Genomic DNA, 21,410 nt, shown 5'->3' with positions numbered 1-21,410 from the left:
ATCAGAGCAGCACCTGTCTGCCAGACTTAATTATCCTGACTGAACAGTGCTTCGATAAAGTCATCGCTCTTAAAGGTTCTCAGATCGTCAATACTTTCACCAACCCCAATATAACGGATAGGTACCTTAAATTGATCTGCAACCGCAAAGATCACCCCACCCTTTGCCGTGCCATCCAGCTTAGTCAAGGCGATGCCAGTCAGACCCACAGCCTGATCAAATAGTTTCACCTGACTAATCGCATTTTGGCCCGTACCAGCGTCTATGGTAAGCATCACTTCATGTGGTGCATCCGGATCCAGCTTTTTCATAACGCGCGCTATTTTTTCAAGCTCCTGCATCAGGTTATCTTTATTCTGCAGTCGACCTGCCGTATCTGCTATCAAGACATCAACGTCTCGTGCCTGCGCTGCCTGAAAGGCATCAAATACAACTGATGCACTGTCTGCACCGGTATGCTGGGCAATGACCGGTATATCGTTACGCTCACCCCACACTTGCAGCTGCTCCACCGCCGCAGCACGGAAGGTATCACCTGCTGCCAGCATCACAGACTTGCCCTGAGCCTGGAACTGCTTCGCCATTTTACCGATTGTCGTAGTCTTACCAACCCCATTCACACCCACCATCAAAATGACAAATGGTTTTTTATTGGTCGGGATCTCAAGCGGCTTTTCTGCATCCTTCAGGATATCTGCCATTTCCTGCTTCATCAGGTCATACAGCGCTTCACCGTCTTTGAGCTGTTTGCGGTCCGCTGCATCAGTCAGGTTATCTATCAGCTTCATGGTTGTCTCGACACCAATGTCAGCTGTTAATAGCTGGGTTTCAAGATCTTCGAATAGCTCATCGTCAATCTTTTTACCACGGAAAATATTGGCAAAGCCGGAACCTATGTTGCTCTTAGTCTTCAGCAAGCCCTGCTTCAGACGAGCAAAAAAACCTTTCTTCTTCGGTTTTTCTTGTTCCTGAGCCTGACGCTCAGCTTCTTCACGTTCTGCTTGCTCTTTAGCTAAACGCTCAGCCTCTTCACGCTCTGCTTGCTCTTTAGCTAAACGCTCAGCCTCTTCACGCTCTGCTTGCTCTTTAGCTAAACGCTCAGCCTCTTCACGTTCTGCCTGTTCTTTGGCTAAACGCTCAGCTTCTTCACGTTCTGCCTTTTCTTTGGCTAAACGCGCAGCTTCTTCACGTTCGGCCTGTTCTTTGGCTAAACGCTCAGCTTCTTCACGTTCGGCCTGTTCTTTGGCTAAACGCTCAGCTTCTTCACGTTCTGCCTGTTCTTTGGCTAAACGCTCAGCTTCTTCACGCTCTGCCTTTTCTTTGGCTAAACGCTCAGCTTCTTCACGCTCTGCCTTTTCTTTGGCTAAACGCTCAGCTTCTTCACGTTCTGCCTGTTCTTTGGCTAAACGCTCAGCTTCTTCACGTTCTGCCTGCTCTTTGGCTAAACGCTCAGCTTCTTCACGCTCTGCCCGCTCTTTAGCAAGACGCTCAGCTTCTGCACGCTCAGCCTGTTCTTTGGCAAGACGCTCAGCTTCTGCACGCTCAGCCTGTTCTTTGGCAAGACGCTCAGCTTCTGCACGCTCGGCCTGTTCTTTGGCTAAACGCGCAGCTTCTTCATTCTCTGCTTGTTCTTTAGCTAAACGCTCAGTTTCTGCACGCTCGGTCTGTTCTTTGGCTAAACGCGCAGCTTCTTCATTCTCTGCTTGCTCTTTAGCTAAACGCGCAGCTTCTTCTCGCTCTGCCTGCTCTTTAGCAAGACGCTCAGCTTCTTCACGCTCTGCCTGTTCTTTAGCTAAACGCTCGGCTTCTTCACGTTCTGCCTGCTCTTTAGCTAAACGCTCAGCTTCTGCACGCTCTGCCTGCTCTTTAACTAAACGCTCGGCTTCTTCACGTTCTGCTTGCTCTTTAGCTAAACGCTCAGCTTCTGCACGCTCTGCCTGCTCTTTAGCTAAACGCGCAGTTTCGTCTCGCTCTGCCTGCTCTTTAGCAAGACGCTCGGCTTCTTCACGTTCTGCCTGCTCTTTAGCAAGACGCTCGGCTTCTTCACGTTCTGCCTGCTCTTTAGCTAAACGCTCAGCTTCTTCACGTTCCGCCTGCTCTTTAGCTAAACGCTCGACTTCTTCACGCTCTGCCTGCTCTTTAGCTAATCGCTCGGCTTCTTCACGCTGAGCCTGCTCTTTAGCTAATCGCTCGGCTTCTTCTCGCTGAGCCTGCTCTTCGGCCAAGCGAGCGGCTTCTCGTTCAGCTTCTTGCTGCTTTTTATCTGATTTTCCAAATCCTAACCAGGATAGAATTTTGTTCTTTTTACCCATAACTCGCTAAATACCGTTTTAGTGTGCAATCAAATTAGTGAGAACTTGTTTGCGCAGATACTCCAAATGCACTGGCCGCGCTCTGTAGGAAAACCTGACAGGCCAGGTAAATGGCTGATAACAAGCTCTATCATTACTGGGGCGACAGTGTAACATGTTCCAATAGGATGAAAAATCACAGCTTAGTGATATCTGCCTGATAAAAGCATGGCATCGCAATAAACCTTGCTATGCACCTCACCCGATGCGGTATACTGAACGCTATCTTTTGTGCTTAGTTGATAAAAAATGAGAAAGCAGCAGTCTAAAAAGCCGGTGTCAGGGCATATCCGATTGATCAGTGGGCGATTCCGAGGCCGCAAATTGCCCGTAAAAAACGTTGAAGGGCTCAGACCAACCACCGACCGAGTCAAAGAAACCGTATTTAACTGGCTGATGCAGGATGTCAGAGACGCCAAGGTCCTAGACTGCTTTGCGGGCTCTGGTAGCTTGGGCTTTGAGGCATTGTCACGGTTTGCTCACAGCGCCACCTTCTTCGAATTTGATAAGCAGGTTGCACAACAGCTGCAACACAACGCCGATACCCTCAAGGTTGACAATGCCAGGGTCGAACAGGGCGATACCCTGATTAAACTGGCTACCCCAGCGGCACAACCGTTTGACCTGGTATTTGTTGACCCACCGTTCAGACGCGACATGGTGCAATCCTGCTGTGCTTTGCTGGAAGCCAATCAGTGGCTAAGTGAAAATGCCCTCATTTATGTCGAGTTTGAGCGTGAGAGTACGCCCACATTTCCCGAAAACTGGGCCATTTTGAAAGAAAAACAAGCCGGACAGGTTTGTTGTCGTCTCTACCAACGCACTTAATCAATTCTGCATTTACACTAACTTGCTGAATTAATGGACAGTTTAGTATAAATGCTCATGTTGACCGCGACTTCGGGGCTGTGGCATGACAGCTGGTGCAATTTTAACTATAATTTGGTCTTTACATGCGGTGATGCTTCGGCTTACAATACCGCACCATTTTTGAACCAATTGACCGTTTTTTGGTCGGTTAGAGCAAAGCTCACTAATTAGGTAGGTGAATTTTTAATGCCAGTAATTAAAGTAAGAGAGAACGAACCGTTTGACGTAGCACTTCGTCGTTTCAAGCGTTCATGTGAAAAAGCAGGTATCCTTTCAGAAGTTCGTCGTCGCGAGCACTATGAAAAGCCAACAGCTGAGCGTAAGCGTAAGAAAGCGGCTGCTGTTAAGCGTCACATGAAAAAGCTTTCTCGCGAAAACGCACGTCGCGTTAAATTATACTAATCGCTGCGAGTCTTGCATATGAGCCTGTTAGCTACGTTAAAAGACGCGCAAAAAGCGGCAATGAAAGCCAAAGACAAACCTCGTCTTACTGCTATTCGTGCTGCCCTTGCTGAAGTTAAGCAACGAGAAATCGACAACCAGACCACACTGGACGACGCAGGTATTACCTCCGTTTTAGTGAAGCTGGTAAAGCAACGCCGCGATTCTTATACTCAGTATAAAGACGCTGGCCGCGAAGATTTAGCGGACGTAGAAGCGGGTGAGATCATAGTGCTTGAGTCCTTCTTACCTCAACCTTTGAGCGAAGAAGAGATAGCAAGCTTGATCGAGTCTGCAATCGCCGATACCGGCGCCGCTGGTATGCAGGATATGGGCAAAGTAATGGGCGTGATCAAAGCAAAAGCTGAAGGTCGTGCCGATATGGGTAAAGTTTCAGGTTTAATTAAACAGAAACTTAGCGCATAAGCCCCGCATCAAGTATGATTATAAGTAAACCGAGCCTCGCGCTCGGTTTCTTCGTCTAAGCGATAGGGTAAAAATGGCAGGAAAAATCCCAAGACAATTTATCGACGACCTGTTGGCCAGAACCGACATCGTTGAATTAATCGATAACCGTATCGGTCTGAAAAAAGCCGGCAAAGATTATCAGGCCTGTTGCCCTTTTCATAACGAGAAAACCCCCTCTTTCACCGTCTCTCGTGATAAGCAGTTCTATCACTGTTTTGGCTGTGGTGCGAATGGCAATGCCATTTCATTTTTAATGGAATACGACAAGCTCGAATTCGTCGATGCCATTGAAGAATTAGCGGGTCAGTTCAGCCTGGAAATCCCCAGAGAACAAGGCCTGGGCGGACCACAAAGAAGCTTTGAAGAGAAAAAGTCCGATTACGATCTGATGCAGCAAACTGCGCGTTACTATCAGCAGCAGCTTAATCAGCATCAGAAATCAGCGGAGGTTAAAGCCTACGTCACCGGGCGTGGCCTGTCACAGCAAACCATTGATAAATTTCAGATTGGCTTTGCACCGCCTGAGTGGGATCAGCTCATTCGCACCCTAGCGCGCAACCCGGCACAACGCCAGCAACTGGTTGAGTTAAAACTCGCAACAGAGAAATCACCTGGCCGCCAATTCGACTTTTTCCGCGACCGGCTGATGTTCCCTATTCGTGATAAGCGCGGCAGGGTGATCGCCTTCGGTGGTCGTATCATGGGGCAAGATCAGGGCCCTAAATATCTTAACTCACCGGAAACACGGATCTTTCATAAGAGCTTTGAGTTATATGGCTTTTATGAAGCCAAACAAGCGCATCGTCAGCTCGCACAGGTACTGATAGTCGAAGGCTATATGGACGTCGTCGCCCTCTCTGAATATGGCATCGACTATGCCGTAGCTGCATTGGGCACAGCGACCACAGCCGAACATATGCAGACCTTATTTCGTAACACGGATCAGGTCATTTGTTGCTATGATGGTGACCGAGCCGGCAAAGATGCCGCCTGGCGCGCGCTGGAGCATGCACTGCCCAACTTAAAGGATGGCAAGTCATTGCGCTTTGTCTTTCTGCCCGATGGTGAAGACCCCGACTCCTTGGTACAAAAGGAAGGTAAAGAAGCATTTGAACAACGCCTGTCTGACGCACAAGACTATGACAAAGTGCTCTTTTCCCGGCTGTCAGAACAATGTGATTTAACCACAGATGCCGGTAAAGCTAAGTTACTCAGTGAAGCTCTGCCACTAATAGAAAAAGTACCCAGCGAGTATTATCAGGAGTCTTTACTGACGACTCTAGCGCGCCTGATCGGCCGTACCCGCGAGCAACTGAGTGCCAAGCTGGCGACACCGCGAAAACAGCATGCCATTGAACGTAAATTTAAAGTCACGCCAATGCGCAGGGCGATTGGTCTGTTGCTACAGCATCCAGGTCTGGCGTCGGTTGTCGAACACTTACCGGATCTGGCAGAACTCCCTTTACCCGGTATGCGCTTGTTCCTGACTTTACAGGCCACCTGTTTATCACGACCTGATTATACAACGGCGCATATCCTTGAAGCTTTTAGGGACACGCCTGAATATTCGGCACTCAATAAACTGGCAACCTGGCAACATAACATTGATGAAGAAAAGCTTATTGATGAATTTAAAAACACTTTTCAGTTTATTGAAGATCAGTGTTTAAATTTGCGCCTTGAGACCTTATTAATAAAAGACAAAACAGAAGGTTTAAACAGCGATGAACGACTGGAATGCGCGCTCCTGACTCAAGCGTTAGGTGCGCGAAGAACTGGTCAAAATTAATTTTTGCTGTTATAATGTTCTATTCACTGCGTCAACCAAAATAGTGTGGTTTTTAGCTGACGCCCGTTGTAACAACTTTATCAGAGTGGAAGCAATAATCTCTATGGATCAATCTCCTCAGTCACAACTCAAACTTCTGATTCAGAAAGGTAAAGAGCAAGGTTACTTAACTTTTGCAGAAGTTAACGATCACCTTCCACAAGACATCATAGATTCGGATCAAGTAGAAGATATCATTAGCATGATCAATGATATGGGTATCCAGGTAGCAGAATCTGCACCCGATGCCGATGAACTGATGATGCAGGAAACCACGACCGACGAGGATGCAGCCGAAGCAGCGGCTGCCGCATTGGCAACGGTAGAAAAAGAAATCGGCAGAACCACAGATCCAGTACGTATGTATATGCGTGAAATGGGCACGGTTGAACTGCTGACGCGTGAAGGCGAAATTCTAATCGCTAAACGCATTGAAGAAGGGATTAATCAGGTTCAGATCTCGGTTGCCGAGTATCCTGAAGCCATTACTTACCTGCTGGAACAATGGGACAAGTACGAAGCCGAGGAGATGCGCCTGAGCGACATCGTATCTGGTTTCTTTGATTCGTTGGAAGACGACGAAGCCCCTATTTCAGCAACGCACATCGGTTCAGAGCTGAGCGAAGAAGATCTCGACGATGAAGATGATGATGGCGATGAAGACGACGACGATTCGGAAGACGCTGATACTGGCCCAGATCCTGAAATTGCGCGCGAGCACTTCGAAGAATTAAGAACCCTGTACAACAATGCACGTAAGTGTTTTGAAGTAAAAGGCCGTGCGCATCCGGATTCACAAGCTGCGATCGCCGAAATTGGCGAGTTATTCCGTAAGTTCAAGCTGGTACCAAAGCAATTTGACCGCATGGTAAATAACATGCGTGACATGATGGATCGCGTTCGCGTACAAGAACGTATCATCATGAAACAAGCTTGCCAGATAGCGAAACTGCCGAAGAAAACCTTCATCAAGCACTTCGCCAACAATGAAACCGATATGGCCTGGGTCGATGCAGAAATTGCCGCAGGTGACAAACACTCAGCTAAGCTGGCACAAGTTAAGCCAGAGATCGAGCGCTGTGTGAACAAGCTGACGGCCATTGAAGAAAGCACAGGCCTGAGCATTGAACGTATCAAAGACATCAACCGTCGTATGAGCATTGGTGAGGCGAAAGCCCGTCGTGCGAAAAAAGAAATGGTTGAAGCCAATTTACGTCTGGTTATTTCAATTGCCAAGAAATACACCAACCGTGGTCTGCAATTCCTGGATCTGATCCAGGAAGGTAACATTGGCCTGATGAAAGCCGTTGATAAGTTTGAATACCGTCGTGGTTATAAGTTCTCTACTTATGCGACGTGGTGGATCCGTCAGGCAATCACCCGCTCTATTGCGGACCAGGCACGTACAATCCGTATTCCGGTACATATGATTGAAACTATCAACAAGTTGAATCGTATTTCGCGTCAGATGCTACAGGAAATGGGGCGTGAGCCGAGTCCGGAAGAGCTGGCAGAGCGCATGATGATGCCAGAAGACAAGATCCGCAAAGTGTTGAAAATTGCCAAAGAGCCAATCTCCATGGAAACCCCAATCGGTGATGATGAAGATTCGCATCTGGGTGATTTCATCGAAGACACCACGATTGAGTCGCCGGTGGATTCAGCCACAATGGAAAGCCTGCGCGGCGCCACCAATGAGGTGCTTGCTGGCCTGACGGCTCGTGAAGCAAAAGTACTGCGCATGCGTTTTGGTATCGATATGAATACCGACCATACGCTGGAAGAAGTTGGTAAACAGTTTGACGTTACACGTGAGCGTATTCGTCAGATTGAAGCCAAAGCGCTCCGAAAGCTGCGTCATCCATCGCGCTCTGATTTGCTGAAGAGCTTCCTGGATGTCAAAGGCTAAGCGCCCATTCAAAATCATTAAAGGCCGCATTTGCGGCCTTTTTAGTTTACTCACAGGTCTCAAGACCCGATTTATAAATAGGTAACAACTATGGCTTGGATCCAGATCCGCATTGATGCCGACAAAACCAGCGCCGACCATTACAGCGATTTGCTCATGGAAATCGGCTGTCCGTCCGTGACGTATATAGACGGACAAAACAATCCCATATATGAGCCTAAGCCCGGCGAAGTATTGTTATGGCCACAAACCATAGTAATTGGTTTATTTGAAGCAAATCACGACATGCAAGCGGTTGTGGACTATTTAAAGACGGCCAGTGATGTGCCGCTTAAGTACAAACTGGAACAGCTGGAAGACAAAGACTGGGAACGAGAGTGGATGGACAACTTCCACCCGATCAAATTCGGCGAGCGTTTATGGATCTGCCCCAGTTGGCGTGATGTACCCGATCCGAACGCAGTGAATGTCTTACTTGATCCTGGACTAGCATTTGGTACAGGCACCCATGCAACCACTGCGCTGTGCCTGAAATGGCTAGAGCAGCAAGACCTGAGTGGCAAAACTGTCGTCGATTTCGGCTGTGGCTCCGGGATCCTTGGGATCGCGGCAATCAAATTGGGTGCAGAGCGCGTGATCGGCATAGATATCGATCCACAGGCACTGGTTGCCAGTCGTGATAATGCCGCTCGTAATGGCGTAGCCGAGCAGCTGGAAGTCTATCTGCCAGAGAACCAGCCTGAGTTTTCTGCAGATATCGTAGTTGCAAATATCCTCGCTCAGCCCCTCAGAGAGCTTCACGAAGTGATCCTCGGTTTTCTTAAACCAGGCGGTGAAATTGCCATGTCAGGGATCCTGGATGAGCAGGCGCAATCTGTTGCCGATGTCTATGCCCCTTTCCTTGCACTTGATGCCATTGCGCAGGAAGGTGAATGGACCCGAGTGAGCGGAAAAAAAGGTTAGTGCCTTATCACGCGTAAAGCCCTTAGTTAACAGGCTTTACGCATTTTTTACAGCGTTATACCCACCTCATTGAAATGTAAAACGGTTAATTTTAAAACAATTATGGCCTTCAGTCAGTTTGTTATAAAAAGTCAACCCATCAAGCTCAAAAAAAAAGCACTTATGTTCAATTTATAGCCTTTGATTTTTGCAAAAAAAACCGTAAACTTAGCGCCCCTTGAAAAGAGGCGGATTGAACAGCAGTGCGTATTGGTCCTTACCAACTTGAAAACAACTTAATGGTCGCGCCAATGGCGGGGATCACCGACAGGCCTTTCAGACAATTGTGTCGGCGTTTAGGTGCCGGGCTGGCGGTGTCAGAAATGTTGTCTTCAAATCCGAAGGTATGGAAAACCGATAAATCAATGAACCGCATGGATCACAGCGGTGAATCGGGTATTCGTTCCGTGCAAATTGCCGGAGCCGATCCTGAATTGATGGCACAAGCCGCTCAGTTCAATGTCAGTAATGGCGCGCAGATCATAGATATCAATATGGGCTGCCCCGCTAAGAAAGTGAATAAAAAGCTGGCAGGCTCAGCACTATTGCAATATCCGGAACTAGTGGAAGAGATAGTTCAGGCGGTGGTCAACGCAGTCGACGTCCCTGTCACTCTTAAAATCCGTACAGGATGGGACCCGGAAAATCGCAATGGTATTGAGATTGCCCGCATTGCTGAGCGCAATGGCATTGCGTCTTTGGCCGTACATGGACGCACCCGTGCATGTATGTATAAAGGCGATGCTGAATATGCCACGATCAAGGCGATTAAGGCAGCGGTTGGCATTCCTGTGGTGGCTAATGGAGATATTGACTCTCCGCAAAAGGCCAAGCAGGTTCTGGAATATACGGGCGCAGATGCCATCATGATTGGTCGAGCAGCCCAAGGTCGCCCCTGGATTTTCCGGGAGATTGACCATTATTTGCGTACTGGAGAAACGCTTGCAGCGCCGGAATTATCCGAGGTGCGAAGCATTTTGATGGAGCATTTGACAAACCTCCATCAGTTCTACGGTATGCCAATGGGTGTACGCATCGCACGCAAACATGTGTCCTGGTATTTGCAGGCCCATGACCAAGAAGGTCAATTTAGGCGAGTATTCAATGCTCTGGATGATGCCAATGCGCAAGTCGAGACATTAGAACACTATTTTGAAACACTAGCAGCTAACTAAGAAAGAGACATAAAGATGTTCGAACAAAATGTGACTTCTCCATTTATCACTAACGCTCATGTTCAGTCACAAGAGAAACCGCAACCACTTCGCGATGCAGTGAAAAAAGCTGTACACCACTACCTGAAACAGCTTAACGGTCAGGACGTACAAGACGTTTATGAGTTGGTTCTTTCTGAGCTTGAAGCACCACTACTTGAAGAAGTAATGACTTACACACGTGGTAACCAGACTCGTGCTGCAATCTTACTGGGTATCAACCGTGGTACTCTGCGTAAGAAACTGAAAAAGTACGGTATGAACTAATCAGTTCATAGCCAAACAAAAAAAGCACCTTCGGGTGCTTTTTTGTTTACATCACTTTTGTCATGCAATTATTGTCGTAACCCGAACATTCATCCGCAATAAATGACAAACAGCCAAAAGCAACCCCGTTTTTCTCAATCTCACTCACGCATTTTCAATCGTTTTCTGAGCCAAGTTAGGCTAAAATACAGCACTTCTAAGCTAGCCCTTAACTTATCATTGAGGAAACCTGAACCATCATGGATATACATCGTCCAATTCGTCGCGCGCTGCTAAGCGTATCAGACAAAACCGGTATCGTTGAATTTGCCCGCGCTCTGAGTGAGCAAGGCGTTGAACTCCTGTCAACTGGCGGCACCTGTAAACTCATCGCCGAGAACGGCATTCCTGTTACTGAAGTATCTGACCATACCGGTCACCCGGAAATCATGGACGGCCGGGTCAAAACCCTACACCCGAAAATCCACGGTGGTATTCTTGCACGTCGCGGCCAGGACGAAGGCGTGATGGCAGACAACAACATCTCAGCCATTGATATGGTCGTAGTCAACTTATACCCCTTTGCACAAACCGTTGCAAAAGCTGACTGCTCACTGGAAGATGCCATTGAGAACATCGACATCGGCGGTCCAACTATGGTTCGCGCTGCTGCGAAGAACCACAAAGATGTGACCATTGTTGTGAATGCAGCTGACTACGGCCGCGTTATTAACGAGATGAAAGCGAATAATGGCTCAACTGAGTACAAAACGCGCTTTGACCTGGCGATAGCTGCTTATGAGCACACAGCTCAGTATGATGGCATGATCGCGAACTACTTCGGTAAAATGGTCCCAGACTATACCGAAGAAGCAGCCGAAGACACTAAGTTCCCACGCACCATCAATATGCAGTTCACTAAAAAGCAGGATATGCGCTACGGTGAAAACTCGCATCAGGACGCAGCCTTCTATGTTGAAAACGACATTGAAGAAGCGTCTGTGGCGACAGCGAAACAAATTCAGGGTAAAGCACTGTCGTACAACAACATCGCGGATACCGATGCGGCCCTGGAGTGTGTAAAAAGCTTCTCAGAACCGGCCTGTGTGATCGTTAAACATGCTAACCCATGTGGCGTTGCGGAAGATAAAGACATCCTGAGCGCCTATGACCGCGCCTTCAAAACCGATCCGACGTCTGCATTTGGCGGCATCATTGCTTTCAACCGCGAGCTGGACGCCGATACGGCTGAAGCCATCATTGCACGCCAGTTCGTTGAAGTGATCATTGCCCCTAAAATCTCTGACGCTGCGGCACAAATTGTGGCAGCAAAGAAGAACGTACGTTTGCTAGAATGTGGTGAATGGCAAACGGCAACAACCGGCGTTGACATCAAGCGTGTCAATGGTGGTGTTCTCATTCAGGATCGCGATCAGGGCATGGTTCAGGCGAGCGATTTGAAAGTCGTGTCTAAGCGCCAGCCAACCGAGCAAGAGCTGAAAGATCTGATGTTCTGCTGGAAAGTAGCTAAATTCGTTAAGTCGAATGCAATCGTTTATGCACGCGATGGCATGACCATAGGTGTGGGTGCTGGCCAGATGAGCCGTGTTTACTCTGCGAAGATCGCTGGTATCAAAGCCGCCGATGAAAACCTGGAAGTCAAAGGATCTGTTATGGCCTCTGACGCCTTCTTCCCGTTCCGCGACGGTATCGATGCCGCAGCGGAAGCTGGTATCACTGCGGTGATCCAGCCTGGCGGCTCAATGCGCGATGAAGAAGTCATTGCCGCAGCCGACGAAGCGGGCATGGCCATGGTCTTCACTGGCATGCGTCATTTCCGTCACTAATCGATGAGCGCGAAACCTTCACCGTTTCGCGCTTTTTGTTTGCGCTAATTTCCAGTATTGTGAGTAAAAGACAATCACAATAATGACAGTGAAGGAACTGACTATGAAATTTGCCATTAAATCTATCATCGCAGCAGGTATTTTGACCGCCCTGAGTGGCTGTAACAGCACGTCTGAAAGCGGTGCGTCCAGCGAGCTTAGCTCAGCAGTGGCAAGCGCTGAACGTAAGGCTGAGAACCGTGCACGCGACCAGTATCGTCACCCGGAGCAAACGCTGGCATTTTTTGGCCTTCAGCCAAACATGACCGTTGTTGAAATTGCTCCTGGTGGTGGCTGGTACAGTGAAATTCTGGCACCGGTTGTTAAGGGCCAGGGGACTTACTACGCAGCACACTTCCCGGAAAACAGTGAAGGCTACTTCAAACGCTCTCTGGACGGCTTCAAGAAAAAAGTCGCTGAAGATGCACGCTTTAGTGAAGTCAAAATCACCGAGTTTGCACCAGGCACACATGTTGATATTGCCCCTGCAGGTAGCGCTGACATGGTACTGATCTTCCGTAGCGTTCATAACTGGTACATGCGTCAGGGTGACGAGGGTGTGCTGGCTGCTTTACAGGCTTTCAATAAAGCGCTGAAACCAGGCGGTACATTGGGCGTTGTTGCGCACCGTTTACCTGAACACCGTGATGATGAAGACCAGAAACGTTCTGGTTATATGAAGCAAAACTATGTCATCAACCTGGCTAAACAAGCTGGATTCGAATTAGTTGCAAGCAGTGAAATCAACGCCAACCCGTTGGACAGCGCCAACCACCCGAAAGGTGTGTGGACTTTACCACCACGTTTAGCTTTGGGTGATGAAAAGGCCGAGCAGTACAAGGCCATCGGGGAAAGCGATCGAATGACCCTGAAATTCAAAAAGCTTTAATAGGAATCAATTGCCATGAATATACTTGTCATTGGCAGCGGCGGCCGTGAACACGCACTGGCGTTCAAGGCTGCGCAAAACCCATCTGTAAAAACTGTATTTGTTGCCCCAGGCAACGCAGGCACGGCCCTTGAGCCAAAACTGCAAAATGTGGCCATTGGTGTTGAAGACATCGATGCCCTGCTGGCTTTTGCCCAGGACAACAAAGTTGAGCTCACGATTGTTGGCCCCGAAGCACCACTGGTGATCGGCGTCGTTGACCGCTTCCGTGAAGCCGGTCTGGCCATTTTTGGCCCAACTCAGGGGGCAGCTCAATTAGAAGGCTCTAAGTCATTCACTAAGGACTTTTTAGCTCGCCATCAGATCCCAACGGCAGCTTATCAGACCTTTGAAGAAATTGAGCCTGCTTTGGCTTATGTTAAAGCACAAGGCGCACCAATCGTTGTAAAAGCAGATGGCCTGGCTGCCGGTAAAGGCGTGATCGTGGCAATGACTGAAGCCGAAGCTGAAGACGCCATTCGTGATATGCTGGCAGGCAATGCATTTGGTGACGCTGGTAGCCGCGTTGTGATCGAGGAGTTCCTCGAAGGTGAGGAAGCCTCATTCATCGTGATGGTTGATGGCAAGAACGTTTTACCATTCGCCACCAGTCAGGACCACAAGCGCGCTTATAATGGCGACGAAGGTCCGAATACGGGCGGCATGGGCGCATACTCGCCAGCTCCGGTTGTAACCGCAGAGATCCACCAGCGCATTATGGATGAGGTGATCACACCTACCGTTGAGGGCATGGCGGCAGAAGGCCACCCTTACACGGGCTTCCTGTATGCAGGTCTGATGATTGCAGCTGATGGCACGCCAAAAGTGATCGAATACAACTGTCGCTTTGGCGATCCGGAAACGCAACCTATCATGCTGCGTCTGCAATCTGATCTGGTGACCCTGATTGAAGTGGCTAACCGACAAGAGCTGGACCAGACTGAAATTCAGTTTGATCCTCGCGCCGCAGTGGGTGTGGTGTTGGCAGCCAAGGGTTATCCAGCCAGCTATCCGAAAGGCGATGCTATCTCTGGTTTACGTGTTACCTATCCGGAAGGTGAAAAAGTCTTCCATGCAGGCACTAAGCAAGATGGTGACGCCGTCGTGACAGCTGGTGGCCGTGTCCTGTGTGCTACTGCGCTGGGTCACACCGTCACAGAAGCACAAAAGCGCGCGTATGCACTGGTACAGGAGATTAACTGGGACGGTGTCGAATACCGTACTGACATCGCCTACCGTGCCATTGCACGCGAACAGTAAAGCGCATAACGCAAAGCCGGGTCTGTGACCCGGTTTTTTATTTCTCCCTCTTTCCTTCACCTCTGTGTCACGCTTTGCTAGGATCGCCTATTTCAACCATCTTTAGGGGCGTAAAGATGCAAGGTACTCTACGTAAGATGCAGGCACAATTGAATTGTGCATCAGCACCAACCATAAACTATCAGCTGCCTGTGGGCGACGATTTGTTGCCATTGAACGAGCTGATTGGCAAGCGTCTGACGCTCACATTTAGTGGCAACATTTTCTGCTGTAATTGTGGTAAGAAAACCAAGAAGAGTTACTCTCAGGGCCACTGCTTTGTGTGTATGAAAAAACTGGCGAGTTGCGACATGTGTATCATGAAGCCAGAGACCTGTCATTATGATCAGGGTACCTGCCGTGAGCCAGAATGGGGCGAAACACATTGTATGATCCCGCACTACGTATACCTGGCAAACACCTCAGGCCTGAAAGTGGGGATCACCCGTCATACCCAAATCCCGACACGCTGGATAGATCAGGGCGCCACGCAGGCAGTCCCCATCTTCAAAGTGCAGACCCGGTTGCAATCGGGCCTGGTAGAAGTAGCGCTCGCGGAATTTATTGCTGATAAAACCAATTGGCGCAATATGCTCAAAGGCATTAATCCAGAGCTGGACCTTAAAGCATCCGCGGCAGAGCTGATCCCACAGATCCAGGCTAAGCTGGATGAGCTGGCTGAACTGTTTGGTGCCACCGCGATTAAGCGACTCGATGAAGACGTGGTAGACCTGAACTTCCCGGTAACCGACTATCCAAGCAAGATCAGCTCTTTTAACTTTGATAAAGAGCCCGTAGTCAGTGGCATACTACAAGGTATTAAAGGCCAGTATCTGATCTTCGACACGGGTGTGATCAATATCCGCAAGTTCACCTCATACGAAGTCTCGGTGAGTCTGGACTAGCTCGTGCGCGGCCATTTAGCGGCCGCTCACCCGTCGTTGCGGGGGAGTGAACTCACTCAACCCCCGCTCGGAACGGTAAAAGTTCAGCCAGTCTGACTGAGGCAGAGGCCGACAATAGTGATATCCCTGCATCGTGTGGCAACCCAGCTTTTGCAAAAACTTCTGCTGCACGGATTTCTCAACCCCTTCCGCCACCACATGTAAGTTCAGTGCTTTGGCCATCGCAACAATCGCCGTCACAATCTCACTGTTGCCATATTCATCTGGTATTTTGGCGATGAAACTGGCATCGATTTTCAGTATGTCGATGGGCAGCTTAGTCAGGTAACTCAGCGCCGAATAGCCAGTGCCAAAATCATCAAGCGCAATCGAGACCCCCAGACTTTTCAGCTTGTTAAGCATCACCTTAGCATCATGCAAATTGCTAACGAAGCTGGTCTCGGTCAGCTCCAGCTCGACATAATGACCATCCAGATTATGCTGTTCCAGCGCTTTGGCCATGGTCATCACAAGATCTCCCTGACTGAGGTGACTGGCAGAAATATTAATCGCGATGCGACGCATGTCCAGCCCTTCATTCAACCATTGAGTCATTTGTCGGCAGGCTTCGTTGATCACCCACTGATCCAATTTCACAATCAAACCGAGCTCTTCTGCCAGCGGAATGAATTGGGCTGGCGAGATGGTGCCCAGGTTTGGGTCTTGCCAGCGCAGCAAACACTCTACACTCATGATCCGACCGCTCGTCAGGCAACGCAATGGCTGATAATGGAGTTCAAACTCGCCGCCTTCGAGGGCGCTTTGAAAGCGACTCAACATAGACAAGCGTTCAAGCGAGCGCGCATTCATCGATGCTTTATACAGCTGGAAAGAATTGCGTCCCAATTCTTTAGAGCGGTACATGGCCACATCAGCATGCTTGAGCAGGCTTTCGCTGTCCAGGCCATCCTCAGGGTAGATTGCCGCCCCCAGTGATGCCGTCGCCGCCACATTTAGCTCACCCAACGCAAAGGGCACACTGAGCTCACTGAGTACCTGATCGGCAAAGCCCACCACATCTTCCATATGCTCGACTTCGGTAAGCAGCACAACAAACTCATCCCCGCCCAGACGGGCCAGTGTGTCTCCTGGCTTAAGAATGGCTTTTATCCGCTCACTAACCTGGCTGAGCAGTTTATCCCCGGCACTGTGACCTAAGGTGTCATTGACCTCCTTAAAGCGATCTAAATCTATGAACATCACGCTGAGTTTGTGTTTATCTCGCTGCGCCGAGGCTAGCGCCATAGACAACCTGTCGTAAAATAGCCGGCGATTAGGCAACCCTGTGAGTTCATCAAAATACGCCAGTCGGGCAATTTTCTCTTCCGCATTTTTACGTTCGGTGATGTCACTGAAAATGGCGGCATAGAGCACATCATCACTGTAGGGTTCATTGATTTCAATGATGGTCAGCCACTCGACATACACTTCGCCACTTTTACGCTTATTACAGATCTCTCCCTGCCAAACCCCCTTATGCGACAATTCCGACCACATCCTTTCATAATAATCCTGACCATGGACACCCGAACTCAGCAGGCTGGGGTTTTTGCCCAGTACCTCATAGTCCTGATACCCCGTCAACGCGCTGAACGCAGGGTTGATTTGGATGATTTCGCCATTGGCCCGGGTGATCATAATGCCATCGAGTGAGGCGTCGATAATGCGGTTAGCCAAATAGAGGTTTTTTTCCGACTTTTGTAATGCCAAGTCCCGCTGAGCCAGCACTTTCTCCAGCTCACTACAATAAGCGGTTTCTATTTCTGTCAGCACATTCTTCAAAGCCAGTAAGCCCATTACAGCACCAGAGCCAGGTTCACGGATCACCAGATGACGAATTGAACGTGCCGTCATCAGACGGTAAGCATCGAACAGGCTGTCTTTGGGGGTCATGGATTCCATCGGATAGCTGGCCAATTCCCAGCAGGGCATACGCCAGTCCTGATTCAGGATCACATAGGCCACATCCCGTTGGGTGATAATGCCATACTCAGCCAATACCTGGTTATATACCAGCACTGCGGTGGTCTTGTCCCGGCGCATCGCGTGAATCGCTTCGGAAATACAGGCTTGGGCATCTAGGGTGCTGATCTGTGACTCGAAATGATCTTCTATGGGGCGAAAGTGCAGATAGTGGTCCAGCCCCTGATTGCGCACAATATCAGACAGAGACACTACACCCAGCGGTTGATTATGGGCGTCTTTTACCAAAAGGTGACGGATCCCCAGCTGGTGAAACTTGATAGTGGCTTCACTCAGCGTCTGACTGATCAAAATATCATGTACCGGTGAGTTCATAATATTACCAATGGCAGTCTGTGCCAGACCAGTGTGCTCAAAATCCAGACTGACACAGTCTGACTCTGTCCAAATCCCGACGATTTTGCCGTCCTGCTCAATAAATATCGAACTGACCCGCCGCTCACGCATCAAACTCAACGCATCATACAAACGCGTTGTGTAGTCACAACACAGCAGGTTATTAGAGTAAACATCTTTAATTTGCAGTTGACGTGTATCGCCCATCATAAGCACAGCCTCGCTTTCAGCCAATCTAATCGAGTATAATGAAGACAATTTAAACAACCTTGACCAAGAACAAATAATGACAATAAAGTCGTACCCGTTCCTATTATGGTTAGACCAAAGTCTAGCTTATGTCAGTAATGAGACTGAATTGGCGGAAATGTGCCATTATGCGGGCCCTGACGAGGGGATCTGTATCTATCCTGATGGCCAGTATTTGACTCGCTCAGGCCAACAGGCCCCTTCTCTATCGGCCGATGCACTCACCCGATTAGTGCAACAAACCTTAGTACAGGAAGGTCAATGCTGCGTGTCTAAACTCAATCAGTGCAGCGTCAAAGAGGCCTTCGAATTGTTAGAAAGTATCAGCTAATTGAGGTGGTTCAGGCTTCTGCCAGCGCACGAACATGACACTCAACGCTGCGCCCCAGCGATGACAAATCATAGCCCCCTTCGAGATAGGAAATGATACCCAGGCATGAGTGTGCCCTGGCGAAGGCAATCACCTGCTCTGTAAACCACACATAATCTTGCTCCACAAAGCCCAGTCCTCCCATATCATCCTCAAGGTGCGCGTCAAACCCGGCACTGATGAAGATTAGCTGAGGCGAAAATTCCACCAGCCTGGGTAGCCATTGCTGTTCCACCAGCGCACGAAAATCTCGCCCATCGCTGCCAGCGGGTAGCGGGGAATTCAAGATAGAATCCGTGTTTTCAATCGCTGTATTAGGATAAAAAGGGTATTGGAATAATGAACAAAACAGTACCCGGGGGTCATCGCGCACTATGTCCTGCGTCCCGTTACCATGGTGTACGTCAATGTCGAGCACCGCTATTCGCTCCACGCCCTGCTGCTGGGCATAAGCAACCGCAATGGCCAGGTTATTGAATACGCAAAATCCGGAAGAACTATTTTGATTAGCATGATGTCCTGGCGGGCGCACGGCACAAAAAGCCGCATCAAGCTTGCCTGCAAGTACTTCATCAACGGCCAATAAACCAGCCCCGACCGCACGCTCAATTGCTTTCATAGAATCGGGACATAACCAGGTGTCACCGTCCAGCTCAGCCAGGCCTGACTCGGGCAATGCCTCACACACCCGACTAATATGCGCCTGGTCATGCACGCGCGCAATGTCTTCCAGTGTCGCCTTGGGTGCCGTTTTATATTCAATGGCCACATCTAATCCAGACGCCAGAATTCGATCTGAAATGGCGTCCAGTCGCTCCGGACATTCAGGATGATCCGCAATCATTTTATGTTTACGACAAAGCGGGTGAGTGATCAATGCAGTACGCATAGCAAAATCAGTCCTTCGTAGAGTCATAATATGAGTGTATCAGAGCCGTGTAGCGCGGGCCCTGATACTTTGGTGTAACCTGCCGGCTTACTCTGTTGAAAGCGCCTTAGCTTTAAGCTGCAAGTTATGAAAATCAAAACTGAAATCGGTAACATCCGGGTTCACCCAGGACATACTCGCAGCTTCAACCTGTTGTGACGGAGACAGAGTAAAATCAATGTAAGCGTCTGCTTCTAACATAGGGTGCTGCCATCTCACGACAAAGGTGTTACCCGTATGGTGGTGCAGTTTCCCTTTGAGCATTGCTGTATGGGTAAAATCAATATACAGCTCACCATTGAGCTCTTCCACAATCACATTGCCGTACCATGGACTGACCAACGTGCCTGTGTATACTTGATTTGCCAGTTGTGGTTGTCGCTTGTCTAACTTCACAGCCCCTGCAGAGCGGTATGCTTCTTCACGCTTCAGCTGATACTTCTCAGCGGCTTCTTTGACCCACTCCTTATCAGGCAATCCCAACGCATCCTCGAACACCTCATTAATAATGGCCGTCAAAGCTGGAAAAGCCTGTTGGTTAGACAGCACCACTACACCCAGCTGCTTGCCTGGTATCATGGCAACTTGAGAGACCATGCCAGGGATCCCACCCCCGTGCCACACTTTTTTGTGACCGAAATAATCTTCTATCGCCCAACCTAAACCATACCCCCGAAACTGCCGCTGATATGCTTTGCCCGCTTCATTTGGCCAACGCATGATGTATGGATGCCACATATAAACCTGTTGAACTTCGCTAAACAGCGCGTTGCCATTTGGCATTTTGCCTGCAGCTAACAGAGTTTTTAGCCACAAACTCATATCGTTGGCACTGGAAGCAATGGCACCCGCTCCGCGAAAATCCTCCAGGTAGTCCACGAAGAAAGGAGTGAGTTGACCCTGCCAAAATATACTCCCGGTCGCCCAGTTCTGGTTCTCCTGTGGGATCCGTGAAAATCCGGCACGTGAAGTATCCATCCCCATTGGTTTAAACAATCGCTGCTCAACAAAATCTCGCCACCCCATTCCACTTACGCGATTGACGACTTCACCTGCAACCACAAACATGAGATTGTTGTAGGCATAAGTGCTGCGCAAGCTGCTCTCTATTGGTAAGTGTGCTATCCCTTCCAATAGATCAGCCATGGTTTTGTCGGTATCTGGCCAGATCATTAGATCACCAGCTCCTTTCCCCAGTCCACTACGATGGCTGAGCAGATCAGCAATCGTCATTGCTCGCGTTACATAAGGGTCTGACAAACGAAACTCCGGGATGTGTTTGATGACCTCATCACTCCAGCTCAGCTTGCCTTCATCCACCAATACTGCCAGAGCCGCAGCGGTAAATGCCTTACTATTTGAAGCGATCCCAAACAAGGTATCCTCATCCACCTTATCCTCGTGAGCAATATGGCGTAACCCATATCCTTTGCTCAATACAACTTCACCGCGCTCAACCACAGCGAGTGCAATGCCAGGTATATGGAACCTCTCCATGGCCTCAGTAACAGCCTGCTCAACATCCGCGATATTCACGCCTGGCGCATATTGCTCAGCCAACGCAGAAAAACTACTCACCGACAACATTACGGTGGCGATCAAGCCTTTACCAATTTGGTACTTCATGTGTATTGCTATTCCTTATTGATGAATGGACAATTCCCGTCGCGCTCTGTGGAAATCCAGGTCCAGAGTACATGGCTGCTTAGCGAGCAGCTGCTGATACGACGCAGGGAATTGATGATGTTGCACGCCCCGCAGCACATGCTCCAGATACCAGGAAAACGGCAGCAGGTCGTCGTAAAATTGTTGTGTGATATAACAGTGCGCAGTGAGCCGCGAACCGCAAGCGCGGATCACCTCAACACCTTGTCGCTGATAGCCTTCACCTTCTATGCGGTCTAACTGTGCTATCTCTTGCTCGGTTAAGGCATACAAAACGCCATGCACACATGCCACAGCGCTATCATCCGGTTCAATGGAGCATTTAGCCGAGCCATCCTGACCAAGATGACGAAAACCCAAGGTGTAGCCTGGCAGGCGGGCGGTGCCAAGCAATTGGGCTGCTGGTAAACGCGCCTGCAGGCGCGCAGGGGTTAAATTTGATCCAAAAGCAAAGTTAAGTATGTCTCTGTCTGCCATCATGACTCCTGGTATT

At 49.2% G+C, this 21,410-nt stretch carries 18 protein-coding genes; 13 read left to right on the top strand and 5 right to left on the bottom strand.

The window, feature by feature from the left end:
• Positions 1 to 26: 26 nt before the first annotated feature.
• Entirely contained in the window at positions 27 to 2,312 is a 2,286-nt protein-coding gene (gene ftsY / locus CWC22_RS02870) for a signal recognition particle-docking protein FtsY (protein ID WP_195879846.1), read from the bottom strand.
• Between the two features lie 288 nt (positions 2,313 to 2,600).
• Here ftsY and rsmD point away from each other — a divergent pair, with 288 nt between their 5' ends.
• From rsmD to CWC22_RS02810, 12 genes are all read left to right on the top strand, one after another.
• On the top strand, positions 2,601 to 3,179 hold the full coding sequence (rsmD, locus tag CWC22_RS02865; protein ID WP_125558286.1) for a 16S rRNA (guanine(966)-N(2))-methyltransferase RsmD: 579 nt from the start codon (positions 2,601 to 2,603) through the stop codon (positions 3,177 to 3,179).
• Positions 3,180 to 3,407: 228 nt separating this feature from the next.
• On the top strand, positions 3,408 to 3,623 hold the full coding sequence (gene rpsU, locus CWC22_RS02860; protein WP_010362466.1) for a 30S ribosomal protein S21: 216 nt from the start codon (positions 3,408 to 3,410) through the stop codon (positions 3,621 to 3,623).
• An 18-nt stretch (positions 3,624 to 3,641) separates the two neighbouring features.
• Positions 3,642 to 4,088, top strand: coding sequence for a GatB/YqeY domain-containing protein (locus CWC22_RS02855; protein ID WP_010383241.1), 447 nt, complete (start codon positions 3,642 to 3,644; stop codon positions 4,086 to 4,088).
• 73 nt (positions 4,089 to 4,161) lie between these two features.
• Positions 4,162 to 5,919 (top strand): DNA primase, encoded by a 1,758-nt coding sequence (gene dnaG / locus CWC22_RS02850; protein WP_138536830.1) that lies wholly within the window; start codon positions 4,162 to 4,164, stop codon positions 5,917 to 5,919.
• Between the two features lie 103 nt (positions 5,920 to 6,022).
• Positions 6,023 to 7,867 (top strand): RNA polymerase sigma factor RpoD, encoded by a 1,845-nt coding sequence (rpoD, locus tag CWC22_RS02845; RefSeq protein ID WP_058797168.1) that lies wholly within the window; start codon positions 6,023 to 6,025, stop codon positions 7,865 to 7,867.
• A 90-nt stretch (positions 7,868 to 7,957) separates the two neighbouring features.
• Positions 7,958 to 8,830: a 50S ribosomal protein L11 methyltransferase gene (prmA, locus tag CWC22_RS02840; RefSeq protein WP_138536828.1), complete on the top strand. Its 873-nt coding sequence runs from the start codon at positions 7,958 to 7,960 to the stop codon at positions 8,828 to 8,830.
• Positions 8,831 to 9,072: 242 nt separating this feature from the next.
• Positions 9,073 to 10,044, top strand: a complete 972-nt coding sequence (gene dusB / locus CWC22_RS02835) for a tRNA dihydrouridine synthase DusB (protein WP_125558292.1) — start codon at positions 9,073 to 9,075, stop codon at positions 10,042 to 10,044.
• A 15-nt stretch (positions 10,045 to 10,059) separates the two neighbouring features.
• Positions 10,060 to 10,350 carry a DNA-binding transcriptional regulator Fis gene (fis, locus tag CWC22_RS02830; RefSeq protein ID WP_010374122.1) on the top strand — a complete coding sequence of 97 codons (291 nt, stop codon included), beginning with the start codon at positions 10,060 to 10,062 and terminating at the stop codon, positions 10,348 to 10,350.
• Between the two features lie 239 nt (positions 10,351 to 10,589).
• Positions 10,590 to 12,176: a bifunctional phosphoribosylaminoimidazolecarboxamide formyltransferase/IMP cyclohydrolase gene (gene purH, locus CWC22_RS02825; protein ID WP_138536826.1), complete on the top strand. Its 1,587-nt coding sequence runs from the start codon at positions 10,590 to 10,592 to the stop codon at positions 12,174 to 12,176.
• Between the two features lie 103 nt (positions 12,177 to 12,279).
• The gene (locus tag CWC22_RS02820) at positions 12,280 to 13,104 is read left to right on the top strand and encodes a class I SAM-dependent methyltransferase (protein WP_138536824.1); all 825 of its coding nucleotides are present in this window, start codon (positions 12,280 to 12,282) and stop codon (positions 13,102 to 13,104) included.
• Between the two features lie 15 nt (positions 13,105 to 13,119).
• Entirely contained in the window at positions 13,120 to 14,403 is a 1,284-nt protein-coding gene (gene purD, locus CWC22_RS02815) for a phosphoribosylamine--glycine ligase (protein WP_138536822.1), read from the top strand.
• 116 nt (positions 14,404 to 14,519) lie between these two features.
• The gene (locus tag CWC22_RS02810) at positions 14,520 to 15,347 is read left to right on the top strand and encodes a DUF2797 domain-containing protein (protein WP_138536820.1); all 828 of its coding nucleotides are present in this window, start codon (positions 14,520 to 14,522) and stop codon (positions 15,345 to 15,347) included.
• A gap of 15 nt (positions 15,348 to 15,362) precedes the next feature.
• On the opposite strand, the gene CWC22_RS02805 is transcribed toward CWC22_RS02810, so the two are convergent.
• Positions 15,363 to 17,915: an EAL domain-containing protein gene (locus CWC22_RS02805; RefSeq protein WP_138536818.1), complete on the bottom strand. Its 2,553-nt coding sequence runs from the start codon at positions 17,913 to 17,915 to the stop codon at positions 15,363 to 15,365.
• Between the two features lie 76 nt (positions 17,916 to 17,991).
• Here CWC22_RS02805 and CWC22_RS02800 point away from each other — a divergent pair, with 76 nt between their 5' ends.
• A complete protein-coding gene (locus CWC22_RS02800; protein WP_138536816.1) occupies positions 17,992 to 18,285 on the top strand; it encodes a DUF4144 family protein in 294 nt (97 codons plus the stop codon).
• 10 nt (positions 18,286 to 18,295) lie between these two features.
• Here the strand turns inward: CWC22_RS02800 and CWC22_RS02795 are convergent, their stop codons facing one another.
• The 3 genes from CWC22_RS02795 to CWC22_RS02785 form a co-directional block, all read right to left on the bottom strand.
• Positions 18,296 to 19,213 (bottom strand): histone deacetylase family protein, encoded by a 918-nt coding sequence (locus CWC22_RS02795; RefSeq protein ID WP_125558303.1) that lies wholly within the window; start codon positions 19,211 to 19,213, stop codon positions 18,296 to 18,298.
• 87 nt (positions 19,214 to 19,300) lie between these two features.
• Positions 19,301 to 20,878: a serine hydrolase gene (locus tag CWC22_RS02790; protein ID WP_138536814.1), complete on the bottom strand. Its 1,578-nt coding sequence runs from the start codon at positions 20,876 to 20,878 to the stop codon at positions 19,301 to 19,303.
• Positions 20,879 to 20,893: 15 nt separating this feature from the next.
• Positions 20,894 to 21,394: a gamma-glutamylcyclotransferase family protein gene (locus CWC22_RS02785; protein WP_138536812.1), complete on the bottom strand. Its 501-nt coding sequence runs from the start codon at positions 21,392 to 21,394 to the stop codon at positions 20,894 to 20,896.
• Between the last annotated feature and the right edge of the window lie 16 nt (positions 21,395 to 21,410).

The organism is Pseudoalteromonas rubra (assembly GCF_005886805.2).
In the GTDB taxonomy this organism is placed as follows: domain Bacteria; phylum Pseudomonadota; class Gammaproteobacteria; order Enterobacterales; family Alteromonadaceae; genus Pseudoalteromonas; species Pseudoalteromonas rubra_D.
The sequence above is the reverse complement of the archived record's forward strand: the minus strand, read 5'-3'. Positions and strand labels throughout refer to the sequence as shown.

What these genes read in the sequence shown, in the direction of transcription:
- rsmD (WP_125558286.1), top strand. Translation starts at nt 2,601, where the DNA reads ATGAGAAAGCAGCAGTCTAAAAAGCCGGTGTCAGGGCATATCCGATTG.
- rpoD (WP_058797168.1), top strand. Translation starts at nt 6,023, where the DNA reads ATGGATCAATCTCCTCAGTCACAACTCAAACTTCTGATTCAGAAAGGT.
- purH (WP_138536826.1), top strand. Translation starts at nt 10,590, where the DNA reads ATGGATATACATCGTCCAATTCGTCGCGCGCTGCTAAGCGTATCAGAC.
- rpsU (WP_010362466.1), top strand. Translation starts at nt 3,408, where the DNA reads ATGCCAGTAATTAAAGTAAGAGAGAACGAACCGTTTGACGTAGCACTT.
- CWC22_RS02820 (WP_138536824.1), top strand. Translation starts at nt 12,280, where the DNA reads ATGAAATTTGCCATTAAATCTATCATCGCAGCAGGTATTTTGACCGCC.
- CWC22_RS02805 (WP_138536818.1), bottom strand. Translation starts at nt 17,915, where the DNA reads ATGATGGGCGATACACGTCAACTGCAAATTAAAGATGTTTACTCTAAT.
- fis (WP_010374122.1), top strand. Translation starts at nt 10,060, where the DNA reads ATGTTCGAACAAAATGTGACTTCTCCATTTATCACTAACGCTCATGTT.
- purD (WP_138536822.1), top strand. Translation starts at nt 13,120, where the DNA reads ATGAATATACTTGTCATTGGCAGCGGCGGCCGTGAACACGCACTGGCG.
- CWC22_RS02790 (WP_138536814.1), bottom strand. Translation starts at nt 20,878, where the DNA reads ATGAAGTACCAAATTGGTAAAGGCTTGATCGCCACCGTAATGTTGTCG.
- dnaG (WP_138536830.1), top strand. Translation starts at nt 4,162, where the DNA reads ATGGCAGGAAAAATCCCAAGACAATTTATCGACGACCTGTTGGCCAGA.
- ftsY (WP_195879846.1), bottom strand. Translation starts at nt 2,312, where the DNA reads ATGGGTAAAAAGAACAAAATTCTATCCTGGTTAGGATTTGGAAAATCA.
- CWC22_RS02795 (WP_125558303.1), bottom strand. Translation starts at nt 19,213, where the DNA reads ATGCGTACTGCATTGATCACTCACCCGCTTTGTCGTAAACATAAAATG.
- CWC22_RS02855 (WP_010383241.1), top strand. Translation starts at nt 3,642, where the DNA reads ATGAGCCTGTTAGCTACGTTAAAAGACGCGCAAAAAGCGGCAATGAAA.
- CWC22_RS02785 (WP_138536812.1), bottom strand. Translation starts at nt 21,394, where the DNA reads ATGGCAGACAGAGACATACTTAACTTTGCTTTTGGATCAAATTTAACC.
- CWC22_RS02800 (WP_138536816.1), top strand. Translation starts at nt 17,992, where the DNA reads ATGACAATAAAGTCGTACCCGTTCCTATTATGGTTAGACCAAAGTCTA.
- CWC22_RS02810 (WP_138536820.1), top strand. Translation starts at nt 14,520, where the DNA reads ATGCAAGGTACTCTACGTAAGATGCAGGCACAATTGAATTGTGCATCA.
- prmA (WP_138536828.1), top strand. Translation starts at nt 7,958, where the DNA reads ATGGCTTGGATCCAGATCCGCATTGATGCCGACAAAACCAGCGCCGAC.